The organism is Caballeronia zhejiangensis (assembly GCF_022879815.1).
GTDB classification, from domain to species: domain Bacteria; phylum Pseudomonadota; class Gammaproteobacteria; order Burkholderiales; family Burkholderiaceae; genus Caballeronia; species Caballeronia zhejiangensis.
The window spans coordinates 260,185-277,344 of sequence record NZ_CP084286.1; the positions used below are offsets into that span (position 1 = coordinate 260,185).

A 17,160-nucleotide genomic window follows, 5' to 3' on the forward strand; every position below is an offset into this window, starting at 1 on the left:
TCCTCGTCTTCGCTCGAAGCCGGACGGGACCGCGATCTGCAGGACGTCCACTGCTTCAATCTTGTCGAGGAAAACGCCGTGATGAAGATTGCAAGATTCCGCTGTCCGCACTTTCCCGTTCGTCCGCTGGCCATGACATTGCTGCTCTCCATCGCGAGCGCGGCGCCGTCGTTCGCAGCGGGCAAGATCACGTTCGTATCGCAAGGCGGCGCGTATCAGGAAGCGCAAACCAAGGCGATTCTCGATCCCGCCGCGAAAGAGCTCGGCATCACGATCAACCAGGACAGCATTCCGGATGCGTGGCCGCAGATTAAGGCGCAAGGCTCAACCGGCAAGCCGATCTGGGACGTCGTCGATACGCCCACGTCGAACTGCTTGCGCGGCGGGCGCGAAGGGCTGCTCGAAAAGCTCGACTTCTCGAAGTTACCCAACGCCGCAGCCATTCCCGAAAAATACCGCACGCCCTATTCGGTGGCGTACGAGTTCTATTCGACGGTCATCGGCTATAACAAGAAGTCGCTGAAGAAAGTGCCGCAAAGCTGGAAGGACTTCTGGGACGTCAAGAACTTCCCCGGCACGCGCGCACTGCGCAACGATCCGATGACGGTGCTCGAAGCCGCACTGCTCGCGGATGGCGTGCAGCGCGACAAGCTCTATCCGCTCGACGTGGATCGCGCGTTCAAGAAGCTCGAAGAGATCAAGCCGAACGTCACGGTGTGGTGGACTTCGGGCGGACAGTCGGCGCAATTGCTGCACGACGGCGAAGTCGACATGACGATGATCTGGAACGGCCGCGCGAGCGCCGTGATGAAGGACAATCCGGATGTCGCCTTCACGTTCAACGACGGCATTCTGCAGAACACGCAGCTTTGCATCCTCAAGAACGCGCCGAACATGAACGAAGCCGTGCGCTTCCTTAACGCGGCCGTATCGCCGGAATTGCAGGCGAATCTGCCGCTTTATATCGATTACGGTCCGGGCAATCCGGCTGCATTCAAGACCGGCAAGATCACCGACAAGCGCGCATCCGAATTGCCGAGCGCGCCCGCGAATGCGGCGAAGCAGGCGTTGCTTTCCGAAGAATGGTGGGCTTCCGAGTCCGGCATTCAGGCGAAGGCGCGCTGGCTCAAGTTCATGCAATAACGCCGACGTGTTCGACTTTCTGATTCTGGGCGGCGGCTCGGCCGGCTGCGTGCTGGCCGCACGCCTTTCCGAAGATGCGCGCGCGACCGTGTGTCTCGTCGAAGCGGGCCGCGACATCTCCGCGCGCACGATGCCCGATGCCATCCGCAGCCGCTATCCGGGCCGCGCATATCTCGACACGCGCAACATCTGGCAGGCATTGAAAGCGCGCATGAGCGAACGCGCCGCGGCGCTGCGACGCTATGAACAGGCGCGGCTTCTCGGCGGCGGCTCGGCGATCAATGCGTTAATGGCCAATCGCGGCTCTCCATCCGATTACGATGAATGGGAAGCGCTTGGCGCCGATGGCTGGAACTGGCAAGCGTGTCTGCCCTACTTTCGCAAGCTGGAAACCGATTGCGATGTCACCGGCCCGCTGCACGGCAGCGATGGCCCGTTACGCATTCAACGCACGGCATGGCCGCGCATTTCGCCGTTCGTGCGCACGGTGCTCGCCTCGCTTGCCGATAGGGGCCACGCCTTGCGCGACGATCAGAACGGACCTTGGGAAGACGGCACGTTCATCGGTGCGATCGCGGTCAGCGCGAACGCAGAACGCATACCGACCTCGGTTTGCTATCTCGACGATGCCGCGCGCGCTCGCGACAATCTGACGATACGCACCGGCGATGTCGTCGAATGCATTCTGTTCGATGGCAAGCGCGCGATCGGTGCGCGCATCGTTCGCGCCGACGGCACGCGTCAAGACTTGCGCGCGCATCGCGTGATCGTATCGGCGGGTGCGATTCACAGTCCCGCATTGCTGATGCGAAGCGGCATCGGCCCCGGCGATGAACTCGCCGCGCTCGGCATCGACGTAGTGACGGATCGTCCCGGCGTCGGGCGCAATCTGATGGAACATCCTTCGATAGCGGTCTCCGCGTTTTTGCCGCGCGCCGCACGCACGCCGTTTCCGGATGAACATCACGAGCAGGCGATCGTGCGCTTTTCATCCGGCCTGGCCGACACCGTTCAAGGCGACATGCACGGCGCGATCCTGTCGCGTTCGGGCTGGCATTCGGTGGGTTATCGGCTGGGCACGATCTTCTTCTGGGTCAACAAGTCCTATTCGCGCGGACGCGTCACGCTGGCATCGGCGAATGCATTCGATGAACCCAACGTCGACTTCGCGATGCTCTCCGATTCCCGCGATCTCGAACGGCTCAAGCTCGCGCTGCGTTTCGGCGCTGCAACGCTTGCATCGGCTTCGATGGATGCGATCTTTCCATCGAGCTATTCACCGCGCGTTGCAGCGGTGGCGGTGCCGGGAACATGGAATGCGCTCCAGCGCGGCGCGTTGAGCGCGCTGCTCGATATCGCCGGGCCGTTGCGTGGTGCGTTGATCAAAGGCGTCGTGACGCAAGGCATTACGATCGACGAACTGCTCGCCGATGATCGCAAGATGACTGAGTTCGTCATGCGCCATGTCGGCGGGACATGGCATCCGTCGGGAACGTGCCGCATGGGTTCATCGAGCGATCCGCTGGCCGTGACCGATGCGCGCGGCGCGGTGCATGGCATCGAAGGTCTGCATGTATGCGACGCGTCGTTGATGCCGTCGATTCCATGCGCGAATACGAACGTGCCGACGATCATGATCGCCGAGCGCGTGGCGGATGCATTGCGCGGCACGGTCCTCGACAAGCATGAACCGGCCGCGCACGCCGTGACTCAGGCGCCGTAACCCACGATGCCCTTCACTTCGAGAAACGCTTCCAGTCCCCACTCGCCATATTCGCGCCCATTGCCCGACTGCTTGTAGCCGCCGAACGGCGAGCCCGGATCCCACGCCGGATAGTTCACGTAGACACTGCCCGCGCGCATTCTCATCGCCACGCGGCGCGCGCGCTCCTGATCCTGCGATTGCACGTAAGCCGCCAGGCCATAAGGCGTGTCGTTCGCGATGGCGATCGCTTCTTCTTCATCGCGATACGGCATGATCGCGAGCACCGGGCCGAAGATTTCCTCGCGCGCGATGGTCATCGAAGGATTCACGTTAGCGAACACGGTCGGCTTCACGTAATAACCGCGTTCGAGTCCAGCGGGACGCCCCGCGCCGCCCGTCACCAGTGCAGCGCCCTCTTCTATGCCGACATCGATCATCCGCTGAACGCGTTCGAACTGCACGTCGCTGACGACGGGGCCCATCGTCGTCGCCGGATCGCTCGGTGAGCCGACGCGCTGCTTCTGCGCCGCGCGCAACGCGATCTGCACCGCTTCGTCGTGCCGCGATGCGGGCACGAGCATTCGCGTCGGCGCATTGCAGGATTGACCGCTGTTGCTGAAGCACGAATTCACGCCGGCCGTGACGGCTACTTCGAAATCGGCATCGTCCAGCAGGATGTTCGCCGACTTGCCGCCGAGTTCCTGATGCACGCGCTTCACGGTCGGCGCGGCCAGCTTCGCGATCTCGATGCCCGCGCGCGTCGATCCGGTGAACGACACCATGTCCACATCCGGATGCGCGCTCAATGCCGCGCCGACGGTCGGACCATCGCCATTGACGAGATTGAAGACGCCTTTGGGCACGCCGGCCGCATCGATGATTTCGGCGAAAAGCACGGCGTTCATCGGCGACACTTCGCTCGGCTTCAACACGACCGTGCATCCCGCCGCGAGCGCAGGCGCGACCTTGCAGACGATCTGATTGATCGGCCAGTTCCACGGCGTGATGAGCGCGGCCACGCCCACGGGCTCGTGATTGACGAGCGTCGTGCCCTTCTTGCGTTGCCATTGAAAGCGTTCGACCGTGCGCAGCGTCTCTTGGATATGACGCTTGCCGAGCGCGGCCTGCCACGCATGAGCGAGCTTCGCCGGTGCGCCGATCTCGCGCGAGATGACATCGGCCATCTCGTCGTAACGCGCGACATACGCTTCGAGCAAACGCTCGAGCAACGCTACGCGCTCTGCGACGCTCGCCCGTGAAAACGATGAGAACGCACGCCGCGCCGCCGCGACCGCGCGATCGACATCGCGCGCATCGCCGAGCGCGACCTCGCCGATCGCTTCTTCAGTCGATGGATCGATGACCGGCAAACGTGTATCGCCGTACGGTTCGACCCATTCGCCGTCGATATAGAACTGCTGTAGATGTCGCATGGTTTTTCGTTGTGAAAGATTCAGGCTCGCGCCGCAGCCGAAGATCGCCGGCTCACGACGACGATCATCACGAGACACAAGGTCAACGCCGTCAGCATCGTGCTGATGGCGGCGATGGTCGGATCGATTTCATCGCGCAGCGTGACGAACATGCGGCGCGTGAGCGTCTGATTGTTGCCGCCCGAAATGAAGAGCGCAACGACGGTTTCATCGAGCGCCTGAATGAACACGAACACGGCACCCGAGATCACGCTCGCCTTGATCTGCGGCAACGTCACCGCCATGAACGCGCGAAAGCGATTCATGCCGAGACTGCGCGCGACCATCTCCTGCGTGCGATCGAACGTGCGCAAGTCCGCGCCGACGGAAATGAGCACATACGGCAGGCCGAGCATCGTATCCGCGATGATGAGACCGCCAAGCGTGTTCACATAACCCATCTGCGTGAAGACGAAGAACACGCCCACTGCAACGATGATGATCGGCACCATCAGCGGCAGCATCAGCAATGTGCGCAGATAGCGCAACGACCAGTGCGATCCATACTGGATGCCGTATGCCGCCGCGATGCCGACCGGCGTCGCGATCAAGGCCGCGCACGTCGAGGCCGCAAAGGTGGTCTTCGCCGCATCGATCCACGCGGGATTATCGAAGAACGCGTGATACCAGCGCAACGAATACGCAGGCGGCGGAAACGTGAGGAAACGCGCATCCGAGAAAGACAGCGGCACGACGATGACCACGGGAATCATCAGAAACGCGAGAATCAGCATCACCGATGCACCGAGCGTCACGCGGCCGAACGATAAGGTATTCATTTCGCCCCCAGTGTCTTTTCGAGCGGAATCACGCGGCTCACGCAATAGAAGATCGCGCACACGCAAATAAGCAGCACCACGCTCACCGAGCTTGCCGCGCCCCAACTGTTGTAGATCTCGACGTTGCGGCTCACGATCATCGACACCATCATCGACTTGCCGCCGCCCATCAGCTCGGGCGTGATATAGAAGCCGAGGCACAGCACGAAGACGAGCGTGACGCCCGCGAGCACCCCGCTCATCGACAGCGGCAGAAACACGCGCAAGAACACATGCAGCGGCGAACCGCCGAGACTCGCACCTGCTTGCGAGAGATTTGGCGGAATCTTCTGCATCGCGGAGTAGAGCGGCAGCACCATGAACGGCAACAGGATATGCACCATCGCGATGATCGTGCCGAACTGGTTATACGAAAGCTGTAACGGGCGCTCGATCAGACCCATGCCGAGCAGCGCCTTGTTGATGAGACCGGTGCGTTGCAAGAGCACGAGCCACGCATACGTTCGCACGAGCACGCTCGTCCAGAACGGAAGAATCACCATGCCGAGCACGAGCGCGCTCCATCGCGGCGATATCGATGCCGCGAAATACGCGACGGGATAGCCGAGCAGCAGCGTAATCGCCGTCACGATGAAACTGAGCTTGAACGTCAGCAGAAAGGTGTCGAGATAGGCACCGGTAAAGACACGCTTGTAATTGACGAGCGAGAACACGCCGTCGTGATAGAACGATTGCCACGACAGCCACGCGAGCGGCACGACGAGCAATACGACGACCACGAACAGCGCGGGCGCCATCAACAGCAGCATCGCGCGGTCTTCGCGTCGCTGATGCCGCACCGATGGATCGATCGTCGCGGGTTGCATCACGGCGGGGTCCTGGAGAATCCGTTTGGCTGTCGTCATCATGCACCTACTGCATCGAGGAACTGATACCACGCAGCGACGAGCCGCACACCCGGCGCGCGCAACGCATGAAACGGTACGGGCCGCAAGCCGTCTTGCGCGAGCAGCGCGAGTTCGGGCTTCTCACCGAGCGCAAGCGCAGCGGCATGCTGACCGATCAGGCTCGCCATCGCGACACCGGCGCCGTTATAGCCGAGACAGAACGTGGTCGCATCGTCGCTGCGGCCCACGTGCGGCAATGCGTTGAAGGTCATCCCGACATAACCCGACCAGCGAAATTCCACCGGCACGTCCTTCAATTGCGGAAAGAGCGCGACCATCGCGCGTTGCAGCGCATCGAAGCCGGTCGGCTCGCCTTCCTTGCCGAACGCGTCGCGGCCGCCGAACAACATGCGGCCATCGACGTTGCGGAACCACTTCATCATGCGGCGCGTTTCGGTGTAGCTGCGGCGGTTCACCATCAACTGCGCATCGAGTTCCGGAGATAAGGGCGCGGTCGCGATCATCGCGCTTCTGAACGGCACGAGCTCGCGATGATATGAAGCGGTTGCCTCGGTCAGATTCGAATAGGCGTTCGTCGCGACGATGACCTGCTTCGCGCGCACCGTGCCGCCGGGCGCCGTCAACAGCACGCGGCCGTCCTGTTCGCGCGACATGTCGATGACAGGCGTCGCTTCGTAGATCGGCACGCCGCGCGCGTTCAGACCGGCCGCGATGCCGCGCACGTATTCGAGCGGCAGGATCGTGCCCGCGTCCGCGCTCAACACGCCGCCGACGAAGCCCTTCGAGCCTGTCTCATGTTCGACTTCAGCACGAGATTGCACGCTCATCGACGTATCGTTGAGCGTCGTGCGAACCCAGTCCGCCTCGGCGCATATCGATGCGAGCGCACGTTCCGTATGCGCGCAACGCAGGCTGCCCGTATGTTCGAAGCGCGCGCGTTCGAGCTTGAACTCGTCGACGAACGCCTCGACGGTGCGCACGCCATCGTGCGCGAGCCGATGCATGCGCTTCGCGACATCGATGCCATGCGTGCTCGCGATCGTCGGAAACGAGAGACGAAACTTCGACGACACCACGCCGCCATTGCGTCCGCTTGCGCCCCAGCCGATCGGATTCGCATCCAGCACCGCGCATTCGACGCCGCGCTTTTGCAGCGCATACGCGGCGCTCAAGCCCGAATAGCCCGCGCCGATGATCGCCACTTCGACATCGATATCGCGTGCGAGCGGTGCGCCGGTGCTCATCGGCGCGGCTATCGCCCGCCACAACGAGTCCGGTTGCGGGCGCAGCGGTGTCGTCGGGGCGCGCATGGTCAGGCGGCGGCGCGGAGTTCGTCGTCGACGGCATCCGCGAGCGCGGCGAGCGTCGCGAACTTCCACGTCGGCGTCGTCACGCTCTCGGGCACGGGTGTCGCGCCGAAGCCCTTCATGCCCTGGCGCCGCTCGATCCAGCATGTCGAATAACCGAGCTTCGTTGCGATGCCGATGTCGTGATACTGGCTCTGCGCCGTATGCAGGATCTCTTCGAACTTATAGCCGAACGCCGCCTGACGTCCACGGTTATAGGCAAAGAATTGCGGATCGGGTTTGGCGACGCCGGTCTCATCGCAGCAGACCGTATCGTCGAACGGATTGCCGAGCGTGTGAGCATAGGCCGACAACGCAACGCGATCCGCGTTGGTCATCGCGACAAGACGAAAGTGCTTGCGCAGACGCTTCAATGCCGCCACCGAGTCTTCGAATGCGGGCCATTCGAGCACATCGCGCTGGAATGCCGCGGCGGATTGCGCATCGTCGGGCAAGCCGAGTTTGCTCGCGAGATGCAGATACACGTTCGCCATTTCATGACTCGATCTGCCCGGATACTTCGCGCGCCCTTCCATGTACGGCTCGAAGATCTGATCGTCGGTCAGGTCCTTTGCCTTCGCTCCGCCCAGCCGGCGCACGGAATCGAGCACGCCTTTTTCGAAGTTGATCAGCGTGCCGACGACATCGAAGGTCAGGACCTTGAAATCGGTGAGATTCATTGCGTCATCCTTTTCGGGTTGCGTATCTACGTTTGCAGTCGAAATCGCCCGTGCACAGGCGGTGAGAAGAAATCAGGCCGACACGACGATCGTGTCTTGCGGATCGAGCGCGACCGTCATCGATGCGCCCGGCTCGGGGATGCGCTTGCGCGCGTCGTGGCTGCCGGGTTGCCGAAGACTGATCGCCGTGCCGTCGGCGAGCGCGGCGAACACGCGCAGGCTCTCGCCTTGATAGAGCACTTCGGTCACGCGGCATGAAAGACGGTTCGCATCCGCATGACGGTTCTCGCCGTCGATGACGAGCTTTTCCGTTTGCACCGCGAGCAATAGCTTCTCGCCGCGCGGCAATGGATGCGCGGTGCGCAGAATCGTATCGCCGAGACGCACGGCATCGTCGCCGGCGCGCGTGACATCGAGCATCGTCGCTTCGCCGATGAAGCTCGCGACGAACGCATCGCAAGGACGGTCGTACAGGCGCTCGGGTGTGTCGATCTGCACGAGCCTGCCGTCCTTCAACACGGCGACGCGATCGCTCATCGTGAGTGCTTCGCGCTGGTCGTGCGTCACGTTGACGATGGTCGCCCCGAGCTGCCGATGCAGCCTGCGCAATTCGATTTGCATGGTCTCGCGCAGTTGCTTGTCGAGCGCGGACAACGGCTCGTCCATCAGAATGAGTTGCGGTTGAAACACCATTGCGCGGGCAAGCGCCACGCGTTGCTTCTGTCCGCCTGAAAGCTGATGGATGCTGCGGCTTTCATAACCTTTGAGTTCGACCATGGCGAGTGCTTCGGCGACGCGCTTCGCCCATGTCGATTTCGGCTCGCGCCGCGCACGCAGCGAGAACGCGACGTTCTCGCCTACCGTCATGTGCGGAAAGAGCGCGTAGTTCTGAAACACGATGCCGATATCGCGCTTGTGCGGTGGCGCAAATGTAATGTCACGCTCGCCGACCCACACGCTGCCCGAGCTCGGCTGCACGAAGCCGCCGAGAATGCCGAGCAGCGTCGTCTTGCCCGAGCCAGAAGGCCCGAGCAGCGAGACGAATTCGCCCGGCGCGATATCGAGCGATACGTCATCGAGCGCCGTCACCGCGCCATAGCGCTTCGTCGCGGACCTGATCGACACTCCCGTTTTAGCGCGTGCGTCCATGTCGTTCGTCTCGTCGGAAATAGAGGGGTTGGGAAAATACTAAGTCGCGATGTTTTTGACGGCAATTCCAAAATTGTTGGATCGGGCATAACATGAAGTCATGCCAAACCTTCGCAAGAAACTGCCGAGCGCCAATGCGCTTTTCGTATTCGAAGCGGCCGCGCGCTGCGGTAATTTCACGCGCGCCGCGCAGGAGCTTTATGTGAGTCAGCCCGCGGTGAGCCGCATGCTCGCGCGCATGGAGGACCATATCGGCGTGCGGCTTTTCGAGCGCGTGCGCGGCGGCATCGAACTCACGGAGAGCGGCGAGATTCTTTATCGCAAGATTTCCGAAGGCTTCAGCGGCATCGAAAGTGCGATCCGCGAAATCGAGGCGCGCGCGACGGGCATCGAGACCGTCACGCTTTCCGTATCGACCGGCTTCACCACGCATTGGCTCATGCCGCGCATGAGCCGTCTGAATCAGGCGTTTCCATCGGTCGATCTGCGGTTTCAATTGATATCGGGGCGCATCGGCGGGCCGCTCGTCGATGTCGATCTCGGCATGCGCTTTGTTCACGACGAAGAGATCGACGAGCACGCGGTGCTCGTGATGCCCGAGATGCTCTTGCCGCTTTGCAATCCGCGTTATCACGAACTCGCAGAGACCGATGCGGCGCGCGCGCATGGCGATACCGTCATCGTGATGGACGATGAAGAACGCGGCTGGCACGAGCGTTTTCATGCGTTCGCTTCAAAGGAGCGCCATGCAGCGGGCATGTTGCGTTTCAACGATTACGCGATCGTCGTGCAGGCGGCGTTGCTCGGACAAGGCATCGCGCTCGGATGGCTCAACGTGACGTCGCACTGGCTCGCGCAAGGCGCGCTCGTGCCTGCCGAAGAAGAACTGGTGGTCACGAGCCGGCGTTGCTGTCTGCTCACGCCGCCGAACAAGTCGATGCGGCCCATCGTCGCCAGCGTGCGCGAATGGATCATCCAGGAAGCGCTAAGCGACATGCGCTCCGTCGAAAGCAAATACCCGCGGCTGGGCTTGCGTGACGCGCTTGCCCAGACCGGCATCGAGCTCGGCTGAGCGCGCTTTTCTGCGCGCGCGCTCGACGAACGCGCTCGGCGTCATGCCGCACAGGCGCTTGAAATGCCGCGCCAGATGACTCTGATCGAAGAAGCCCACTTCCGTCGCGACGACCGATCCTGGCACGCCCGCGAGCAATAACGTCTGCGCGCGCCGCACGCGCAACTCGCACAGGTACTTGTACGGCGAAAGTCCGAATTGCTCGCGAAACACGGTCGCGAAGCGCGACACGCTCAGCGCCGAAAGATCCGCGAGTTGCGCGAGGCTCACGGTCTTGTCGAAATTGGATTCGATGTAGGCGAGCGCGTCGACCAGATTGGCTTGGCTCATGGCGAAGTCTCGGAAGTAAGCGATTGCGCGTGCGTCAACGAAGCGCGCTGAAATCGTCTGATGGAAAACGAAGAAAGATCGATCGGCGTGCTGCCCGCATCGAGCAATTCGGCAAGCGTCTCGCCCACGCCCGGTCCGATCTGAAAGCCCGATCCGCTGAAGCCGAACGCGTAGAACAGGCCATCGGCTCTCGAACTCGGACCGATCACCGGCTCCGAATCCGGCAGATAGCTTTCCACGCCGCTCCACACGCGAATCACATGCAGCGGGCGCATCGCGGGCACCATGCGACGGAACTGCGCCAGTTGCGCGACGGTGTTCTCGGCCAGGACCGAAGCGCGTCGCGTGTCTGCGTCCGCGGGTCCGGGCGGTCCGCCCCCGAGCACGATATTGCCCCGCTCCACTTGCCGGAAATAAACGCTCTCTTCCTTGATCGACGTGTACACGCCCATCGAAGCCTTGAACACGTAAGGCACGGGTTCGGTCACCGCCATTTGCGGGCCGCGCGCGACGAGCGGCACGGGTTCGCCGAATTGCGTCGATAGCGTATTGGCCCACGCGCCCGCGCAAATCAGCACTTGCTCCGCCCGATACACATCGCCCGCCGCGCTTTCCACGCAAAAGCCGCCCGCTTCCTTTTCTACGCGCACCACTTCCGTGTTCTCGACGACGCGCGCGCCGAGCCGCGCGGCGGCACGCCCGAACGCGGGCGCGGCAAGACGCGGATTCGCGTGGCCGTCGAGCGGCGAGATGGATGCGGCGATCACGTCGCGGCCCAGAAAAGGAAAGCGCTCGAACATGGCCGCGCCTTCGAGCACTTCTAGATCGAGGTCGTAAGCGCGCGCATCGGCGGCATAGCGATGAAAGTATTCCGCGTCATGCGCGTGATAGCACACGCGGGTATGCCCCGATGGCAAGAACTCGACATCTTCGCCGAGCAGTTCGCGGGAACGCCGCCACGTTTGCAGCGCGCGATTCGACATTGCGAGTTGCTCCAGCGCGCGGCCTTGGCGACGCACGCCGCCGAAGTTCACGCCGCTCGCCTGTTGTCCGGTCAAGCCGCGTTCGAGCAGGATCACGGAACGCTTGCGACGGCGCAAAAAGAAAGCGGTCGTCGTGCCGACGATGCCCCCGCCGATCACGATCACATCGGCGCGCTCGTTCATTCGCTGGTCTCCAGATCCTTGTGCGGCGCGAGCGCCATGGGCAGAGGTTTCACCGGTGCTTGCCCGCGCAAGCGGCCGACCGCTTCCAGCGGCACGCGTGCTTCGGCTGCAATGACTTCCGCGCCCGCATGTGCGCAGAAGCGGCCTTGGCACCGGCCCATGCCGACGCGCGAAAAAGCCTTCGCGCGATTCGCTTCCTTTGCGCCCATGTCGTTCACGACGCGCCTCAGGTCGCCTGCCGTTATCGCTTCACATCGGCACACGATGGTTTCATCCGGCAAGGCGGCGGCAAAGCGCGCGGGCCACGGAAACGCGGTGCGCAAGCCGGAAGCAAAACGCGTGAAGCGATTTAGTTGCAAGCGCAACTTGTTGGCTTCGTCTTCGCTGCACGTCATGCCGATGTCCTTCAACGCCGCGAGCGCCGCAAGACGTCCCGCGCGCTCGGCGGCATCCGCGCCGCGCACGCGCGCGCCATCGCCGGCAAGATAGATGCCTTTCACGTTGCTGCGGCCATCCACATCGGCGATGGGAAGCCACTGTTGCAACGCCTGATCGAAGCGGAACTCGCAGCCCGCGAGATCGGCTAGCTGTGTTTCAGGGCGCAAGTGATAGCCGAGCGCGACGGCATCGCATCCGACTTGCAGCATCGCGCCATCGGCTTGCCTGACGCGCACGCCTTGCACGCCATGCTCGGGCGTGCCTCGAATCTCGACCGGCGTGATGCCGCGATGAACCGGCACGCGCGCATCTTTCAGCACGCGCATCAACGCGACGCCCTTCCTTAACGCCGATGGAATCGCGAGCAGTTGCGGCAACGCGCGCAGACGTTGCGCGAACGTCGATGTATCGAGCACCGCACTTACTGTCGCGCCCGCCTTCACGTATTGCGCGGCGACGAGATAGAGCAACGGACCGGTGCCCATCATCACGACGCGCGAACCGATCGCGCAGCCCTGCGATTTGAGCGCGACCTGCGCGCCGCCGAGGCTATACGCGCCCGCGTGATGCCAGCCGGGAACGGGCATTAGCCTATCGGTCGCGCCGCTGCAAATGATGAGCGCATCGAACGCGAGCTTGCGATGACGCGTGCCGCTCACCGTGTGCAGTGCATTCGGCTCGATGTTCCAGACGAGCGTATCGGGCACGTAGTCGATCTTCGGGCGCAACGCATCGAACGCATCGTGCAATGCACGCGCGCGCGCTGCTTCCGTACCGTACAAGGTCTCGTACGTGCGCTTGAATCCTTCCGGCTGACGACGATAGATCTGCCCGCCGTCGCGTCTGCCTTCATCGATAACGACGGGACGCAAGCCCGCTTCGACGAGCGCCTGCGCCGCACGCACGCCGGCCGGTCCTGCGCCGATCACGATCACAGTCGCGGCCATACGCCCTCCTGCGCTTCTGCAAGACGCGTGACGATCGACATGCCTTCGGCCGCCTGCGTCGTGCACGCGCGCACGCGCTCGCCGTTAGCGGTCCACACCCAGCAGTCCTGGCATGCGCCCATTACGCAGAAGCCCGCGCGGCGGCCATCGCCGAACTCGGAGTCGCGCAATGCTTCCTGCGATGTGAGCAGCGCGACCATCAGCGTGTCGCCTTCGGCTGCGAGCGCGCGCTTGCCGTCGATGACGATCTCGAACGTCCTGCGTCCTTTCTCGGCGACTCTCACGAAGCGTCCGCTCATGCCGTCACCGTTTCCATCGACTGCATGCGCGCGAGATCGTCGGCGCTGTGATGACACAGGATGTGCGCGCCCGAAGGCAAAGTCTTCTTCGCGGGCGGCGTCACGTTGCACTTGCCGTCGATGCGCGCCGCACAGCGCGAACGGAAGCTGCACAACTCGGGCGCATCGCTTTCCGGACCGAGCGCGGGCAATGCGCCGAGCGCCATCGCACGACGTGAATCGAGCCAGCCGGGACGCAACGCAGGAACCGAATCGACGAGCAAGCCCGTATAAGGGTGATACGGCGGATGCGAAAGCGCATCGCGCTGGCCCGCTTCGACGCACTGGCCCGCATACAGCACGATGACTTCATCGCAGATGGCGCGCACGGTCGAGATGTCGTGGCTGATGAACATGTACGACACATTCAGTTCGCGACGCAGCTCGGCGAGCAGATCGAGAATCGCCGCGCCGACGACCGTATCGAGCGCGGACGTCACTTCATCGCAGAGAATGAGCTCGGGATTCGCCGCGAGCGCGCGTGCAAGATTCACACGCTGCTTCTGCCCTCCCGACAGGCCGCCCGGCTGACGCTTCGCGATCGATGCAGGCAGCTTCACGAGATCGAGCAGCTCCAGCATGCGCTTTTGCGCGGCCGCGCCCCGCAGACCGTGATAGAAGTTCATGGGCCGCGCGAGAATATCGGCAATGGTGCGGCTCGGGTTCAACGCGGTATCGGCGTTCTGAAACACGATCTGCACGCGACGATATTGATCCAGCGTGCGTTCCGATAGTTTCGCTGGCAACGATTCGCCGTCGAGCAGCACGTCGCCGTGCGCGCGATCGACGAGACCCGCGATCACGCGCGCGAGCGTCGTCTTTCCCGAGCCCGATTCGCCGATCACGCCAAGCGTGCTGCCGCGCGCGATCTTCAGGCTCACATCATCGAGCACGCGCACGGCGGGCACGCCGTTCGCATCTATGCGTCCATAGCCCGCGCTCAGATTGCGGATTTCGAGCAGCGGGACTTTGCGCGCATCGTCGGGCGTTGCGCGTTCCACTTCGGGACGGCGCGTTGCCGCGAGCAACTGGCGCGTGTACTCGTCGGCCGGCGCGTCGAGCACTTGCGCGGTCGCGCCGTTCTCGCGCACGCGTCCACCGTTCAACACGACGATGCGATCCGCCATCTGCGCGACGACCGCGAGATCGTGCGACACATACACGGCCGTCGTGCCCAGCTCGCGCACCACGCCCTTGAATGCGGCGAGCACTTCGATCTGCGTGGTCACGTCGAGCGCGGTGGTCGGTTCATCGAACACGACGACGGCGGGATCGGTGATCAGCGCCATTGCCGCCATCAAGCGCTGCAACTGGCCGCCAGACACCTGATGCGGATAACGATCGCCGATGGTCTCGGGATTCGGCAACGCGAGCGAACGAAACAGGCTGATCGCTTTCTCACGCGCGACAGCGGGCGTCATGAGTTTGTGCAGCAGCGCGGGTTCCGTGACCTGATCCATGATCGTGCGCGCCGGATTGAAGCCCGCCGATGCGCTCTGCGCGACATACGCGACGGTGCGCGAACGCAATGCGCGACGGCCCTTCGCGTCGAGCGACAACACATCGGTATCGCCGATCTTCACCGAGCCGCCCGCGATAGAACAACCACCGCGCGCATGACCGAGCAGCGCGAGCGCGATGGTCGTCTTGCCCGATCCCGACTCGCCGATCAGCGCGAGCACTTCGCCCTTCTTCACCGTGAAGTCGACGCCCTTCACGATCTCGACGACGGGATCCGGCGCCGCGCCAGCAACGACGCGCAAGCCTTTCACTTCGATCATGTTCGTGCCTGTGTTCGATGTCATTGGCCGCCTCCATGCGAACGCGCGCCATGACGACGCAAACTGTCGATGAGCAGATTCACGCCTACAGTCAGCGTCGCGATCGCGACTGCCGGCATCAGCACCGCGGGCGCGCCTTCCGCCAGCCCGCCGATGTTCTCGCGCACGAGCGAGCCCCAGTCCGCGTTCGGCGGCTGCACGCCGAGACCGAGAAAGCTCAGGCCCGAAAGCAGCAGCACGATGAACACGAAGCGCAGGCCGAAGTCCGCGAGCATCGGGTGAATCATGTTGGGCAGCACTTCGACGCGTGCGATATAGAAGAGCTTCTCGCCGCGCGCCTTCGCGACCTGCACGTATTCGAGCGTCATGATGTTCACCGCGAGGGAGCGCGAGATGCGGAAGGCACCGGGGATATAGGCGAGTGCGGCGACCATCATCAGCATCGGAATGGACGAGCCGAATGCGGCAATCACGACGAGCGCAAGAATCTTGCTCGGGATCGAAATGAGCGCATCGAACAGGCGGCTCAGCACTTCATCGACCCAGCGTCCCGACACGGCGGCCACGAGACCGAAGAACGTGCCGATGACGCTCGCGGCCACCGTCGCGGCGAGCGCGAGGCCGACCGTGTACTGCGTGCCGTAAAGAATGCGGCTCAGCATGTCGCGGCCGAGATAGTCGGTGCCGAGCAGATGTGCCGCACTATACGAGCCGAACACTTCCGTCGATGTGAACGCGCCGCCTTTATAAGGCGCGACAACCGGCCCGACGAACGCGATCACGAGCCAGAACACGACGATGAACAGACCGATGAGACCCAGCACCGAAAAGCGGTTGACGAGGCGGCTCATGAGGCCGCGCCTGACGACGACGGGCGCTTGCTCCTGCGGGGCATCGGCGGGCGGCTGATCGTATAGCACGGTCGTGGCGTGAGAAGTGACGTTCCGATTCATCGTTGACGCAGCCTCGGGTTGGAGACGATCTGAGCCAGATCGGCGATGAGCACGAGCGCGAGATAAGCCGCGCAGAACACCATCACGCAGCCCTGCACGAGCGGCATGTCGCGATTGGTGACGGCGTCGACCATGAGGCTCGCGAGACCGGGATAGTTGAAGATCGATTCGACGATCACCACGCCGCCGAACAGATACGAGAGCGAGAGCGCAACCGCATTTGCAATCGGCCCGATGGTGTTCGGCAACACATGCCGCAACACGACGCGCATGGGCGAGGCGCCTTTCAGGACCGCCATCTCCACATACGAAGCGTTGAGCTGATCGAGCACCGCCGCGCGCGTCATCCGCGCCATCTGCGCGACGATCACGCAGCAGAGCGTCATCACTGGCATCGCATAGGTCCGCACCAGCGCGCCGAAAGACGATACATCCGACAGATACGACAACGCCGGCAGCCAGCGCAGCTTCACCGCGAAGATCAGCACCGCGATGGTCGCGACCAGAAACTCGGGCACCGCCACCGTCGAAAGCGTGAGCACGTTGAGCACGCGATCGACGAGCGAGCCGCGATACATCGCCGAGAGAATGCCGATGAACAACGCGATCGGCACCGACACCAGCGCGGTCAACCCCGCGAGCACGAGCGAATTCGGCAGACGCGTCGAGATGAGTTCACTGACCGGCAGATTGTTCGACAGCGACGTGCCGAAGTTGCCCGTCACCACATGCAGAAGCCATTGCAGATAACGCGTGACGGCAGGCTGATCGAGGCCGAACTGATGCCGCAGCGCCGCCACCTGTTCGGGCGTCGCCGCCTGACCGAGCGCCTGTTGCGCGGCATCGCCGGGCAAGAGACCGGTGATGCCGAACACCACCATCGACACGATCAGCAGCGTGAGCAGCGCGAGGCCGAGGCGCGCGGCGACGAGTCGTTGCGCATGAGCTTTCAT

16 protein-coding genes are annotated in these 17,160 nt (G+C 63.2%); 3 read left to right on the top strand and 13 right to left on the bottom strand.

Annotation, left to right across the window (positions count from 1 at the left end; genetic code table 11):
• Nucleotides 1-81: 81 nt before the first annotated feature.
• The gene (locus tag LDZ23_RS27375; protein ID WP_008346971.1) at nt 82-1,143 is read left to right on the top strand and encodes an ABC transporter substrate-binding protein; all 1,062 of its coding nucleotides are present in this window, start codon (nt 82-84) and stop codon (nt 1,141-1,143) included.
• A 7-nt stretch (nt 1,144-1,150) separates the two neighbouring features.
• On the top strand, nt 1,151-2,866 hold the full coding sequence (locus LDZ23_RS27380) for a GMC family oxidoreductase (RefSeq protein ID WP_008346972.1): 1,716 nt from the start codon (nt 1,151-1,153) through the stop codon (nt 2,864-2,866).
• Here LDZ23_RS27380 and LDZ23_RS27385 read toward each other — a convergent pair.
• From LDZ23_RS27385 to LDZ23_RS27410, 6 genes are all read right to left on the bottom strand, one after another.
• The gene (locus LDZ23_RS27385; protein ID WP_008346974.1) at nt 2,854-4,281 is read right to left on the bottom strand and encodes an aldehyde dehydrogenase family protein; all 1,428 of its coding nucleotides are present in this window, start codon (nt 4,279-4,281) and stop codon (nt 2,854-2,856) included. The two genes, LDZ23_RS27380 and LDZ23_RS27385, sit on opposite strands and share 13 nt — an antisense overlap.
• Nucleotides 4,282-4,301: 20 nt before the next feature.
• A complete protein-coding gene (locus LDZ23_RS27390) occupies nt 4,302-5,099 on the bottom strand; it encodes an ABC transporter permease (RefSeq protein ID WP_008346975.1) in 798 nt (265 codons plus the stop codon).
• Nucleotides 5,096-6,007: an ABC transporter permease gene (locus LDZ23_RS27395; protein WP_008346976.1), complete on the bottom strand. Its 912-nt coding sequence runs from the start codon at nt 6,005-6,007 to the stop codon at nt 5,096-5,098. The genes LDZ23_RS27390 and LDZ23_RS27395 overlap by 4 nt, the downstream gene beginning before the upstream one ends.
• Nucleotides 6,004-7,317, bottom strand: coding sequence for an NAD(P)/FAD-dependent oxidoreductase (locus tag LDZ23_RS27400; RefSeq protein WP_008346977.1), 1,314 nt, complete (start codon nt 7,315-7,317; stop codon nt 6,004-6,006). Before LDZ23_RS27400 ends, LDZ23_RS27395 begins: the two co-directional genes overlap by 4 nt.
• A 2-nt stretch (nt 7,318-7,319) precedes the next feature.
• Nucleotides 7,320-8,033 (bottom strand): HAD-IA family hydrolase, encoded by a 714-nt coding sequence (locus LDZ23_RS27405; RefSeq protein ID WP_008346978.1) that lies wholly within the window; start codon nt 8,031-8,033, stop codon nt 7,320-7,322.
• 72 nt (nt 8,034-8,105) lie between these two features.
• Nucleotides 8,106-9,182, bottom strand: a complete 1,077-nt coding sequence (locus LDZ23_RS27410) for an ABC transporter ATP-binding protein (RefSeq protein ID WP_008346979.1) — start codon at nt 9,180-9,182, stop codon at nt 8,106-8,108.
• Nucleotides 9,183-9,282: 100 nt separating this feature from the next.
• Here LDZ23_RS27410 and LDZ23_RS27415 point away from each other — a divergent pair, with 100 nt between their 5' ends.
• Entirely contained in the window at nt 9,283-10,254 is a 972-nt protein-coding gene (locus tag LDZ23_RS27415; RefSeq protein WP_008346980.1) for a LysR family transcriptional regulator, read from the top strand.
• Here the strand turns inward: LDZ23_RS27415 and LDZ23_RS27420 are convergent.
• The 7 genes from LDZ23_RS27420 to LDZ23_RS27450 are packed head-to-tail and all read right to left on the bottom strand — an operon-like array spanning nt 10,168 to nt 17,160.
• Entirely contained in the window at nt 10,168-10,584 is a 417-nt protein-coding gene (locus LDZ23_RS27420) for a helix-turn-helix domain-containing protein (RefSeq protein WP_008346981.1), read from the bottom strand. The genes LDZ23_RS27415 and LDZ23_RS27420 overlap by 87 nt on opposite strands.
• Nucleotides 10,581-11,750, bottom strand: coding sequence for an NAD(P)/FAD-dependent oxidoreductase (locus tag LDZ23_RS27425; RefSeq protein ID WP_244808304.1), 1,170 nt, complete (start codon nt 11,748-11,750; stop codon nt 10,581-10,583). Before LDZ23_RS27425 ends, LDZ23_RS27420 begins: the two co-directional genes overlap by 4 nt.
• Nucleotides 11,747-13,135, bottom strand: coding sequence for an FAD/NAD(P)-dependent oxidoreductase (locus tag LDZ23_RS27430; protein WP_008346983.1), 1,389 nt, complete (start codon nt 13,133-13,135; stop codon nt 11,747-11,749). The genes LDZ23_RS27425 and LDZ23_RS27430 overlap by 4 nt, the downstream gene beginning before the upstream one ends.
• Entirely contained in the window at nt 13,120-13,434 is a 315-nt protein-coding gene (locus LDZ23_RS27435) for a (2Fe-2S)-binding protein (RefSeq protein ID WP_008346985.1), read from the bottom strand. Before LDZ23_RS27435 ends, LDZ23_RS27430 begins: the two co-directional genes overlap by 16 nt.
• Nucleotides 13,431-15,278, bottom strand: coding sequence for an ABC transporter ATP-binding protein (locus LDZ23_RS27440; protein ID WP_008346987.1), 1,848 nt, complete (start codon nt 15,276-15,278; stop codon nt 13,431-13,433). Before LDZ23_RS27440 ends, LDZ23_RS27435 begins: the two co-directional genes overlap by 4 nt.
• Entirely contained in the window at nt 15,275-16,207 is a 933-nt protein-coding gene (locus tag LDZ23_RS27445; protein ID WP_008346989.1) for an ABC transporter permease, read from the bottom strand. The genes LDZ23_RS27440 and LDZ23_RS27445 overlap by 4 nt, the downstream gene beginning before the upstream one ends.
• A complete protein-coding gene (locus LDZ23_RS27450; RefSeq protein WP_008346990.1) occupies nt 16,204-17,160 on the bottom strand; it encodes an ABC transporter permease in 957 nt (318 codons plus the stop codon). The genes LDZ23_RS27445 and LDZ23_RS27450 overlap by 4 nt, the downstream gene beginning before the upstream one ends.